A 1705-nucleotide genomic window follows, 5' to 3' on the forward strand; every position below is an offset into this window, starting at 1 on the left:
TTTTTCTTTAAAAATCGCCAATACATCTCTTTTGAAAGCGTAATCAACCGGAGTGATTACCAGTTTCCAGGTACAGCAGGGGAAGAGCCGGTGCACCTTTGAGGCTCTGCATGCAAATTCAGAAGACGAGTGTGCCAAAGGGATGTTGGTACCTGACAGTGCGTCCAGCTAAGGGCGCTTCATATATAATGGGTGGAAACCCCATCCGGTAAGGACTAACCAATCCACCGGTAGCGAGTCTTGGAACCGAAGCGGTAACGTTAGGTTTAAGCGTAGACAGTTAGGTGGCAGGGACGGCTATTGAGCGCCGAAATACCCAATTCGCAGGGCAATGCTGTTGTCAGAGCAGAAGCCAACATGTGAAGTATCGTTTTGGTGAGATGCTTTACACTGCGGCGGCGTCGGAAGGATCCGTTCATGTCATACAATTAGGAAGCGTCAACTGGAGAGATCCCGCAGATCCCATATCAGCCCGATATAGTGTGTATGGGACATAATGTATAAGTGGTATGCCGGACGACCAGAAAGGGAGAAAGGCAAACGATCTGCGGGAAGTCGGATGGCCGAATAGTACCTGTGAAGCCGTGAACCAATAAGCGGTGGAGGGAAGTCGAGAAGGGGAGTGGAGTCCTCCTGCTCCCTGCCATGTGGAACAACCTCAAAAGGGAAACAACAACTACACTCAGATGGTAGAGAACTGATGGAAACGAAACTGGCGAGAATAGCGCAACTCTCAAATGAGAACCCAAACATGGTGTTCACATCCGTCGGACACCTCATTGACAGGGAACTGCTTGCGAAATGTCATGAGGAGATGGATGCGGACAAGGCTGTGGGGATCGATGGTATCACCAAAGATGCTTACAGCGTGATGTTGGAAGAGAACCTCGATAACCTGATGGATCGTCTGAAACGGAGAGCCTATCACCCGAAGCCGGCAAGAAGGGTAGAGATACCCAAGGACAACGGCAAAACCAGACCCCTGAGCATTTACTGTTACGAGGATAAGATCGTACAGTCGGCGCTTAAGAGGGTGCTGGAGGCTGTGTTTGAGCCATGCTTCTATGAACAGATGATGGGATTCAGACCGGGCAGAAGCTGTCATGGCGCTTTGAAGATGCTGGATGACCAGATCGGTGGTCATATGACCAACTGGGTTCTGGATGCAGACATCAGAGGATTCTTCGACAACATCGACCATGAATGGATGATGAAGTTCGTAGGTGCACGGATCAAAGACCCGAGAATACTCAGGCTGGTCAGCGTTATGCTGAAAGCAGGAGTGGTAAGGGATATGGTTTTCGAGCCTACTGAACAGGGCAGCGGGCAAGGGGCGTTATGCGGATATCCGCATAAACCGCCTTATGCCGAGCTATAGTAAACGACATTAATAACTTTACTTTGAATTGACGTAGCATATATGCTATACTTCTCTTGGAGGTACTGCATATATGAATAAACGTAAGTACAATACCGACCCCGAAATGTTGTTGCAGCAAGGTAAAGCTATTATGTCGTCATCCGACGAATCACGCTACCACTTCAGGGTATTTGCTGTTAATATGGTTCTTTCTGGTTGCTCAGCTTCCCAAATCGGAGCCATGGCCGGTGTAAGCAAAGTGGCCGTCACCGGATGGGTGAAGATAGCTGACGAGCAGGGCTTTGAAGCGCTTCGGCCTAAAGGACATAAAGGACGTGCTGCAAA

Annotated in this window: 2 protein-coding genes; both read left to right on the forward strand. The window is 49.3% G+C overall.

The window, feature by feature from the left end:
• Positions 1 to 751: 751 nt before the first annotated feature.
• Positions 752 to 1378 carry a reverse transcriptase domain-containing protein gene (locus BLT02_RS16630; protein WP_242869859.1) on the forward strand — a complete coding sequence of 209 codons (627 nt, stop codon included), beginning with the start codon at positions 752 to 754 and terminating at the stop codon, positions 1376 to 1378.
• A gap of 73 nt (positions 1379 to 1451) precedes the next feature.
• Positions 1452 to 1705: helix-turn-helix domain-containing protein (locus tag BLT02_RS16635; RefSeq protein WP_139187725.1), on the forward strand; the 254-nt coding region annotated here is incomplete at its 3' end.

This window comes from Sarcina sp. DSM 11001 (assembly GCF_900101015.1).
Classification (GTDB): domain Bacteria; phylum Bacillota; class Clostridia; order Lachnospirales; family Lachnospiraceae; genus CAG-791.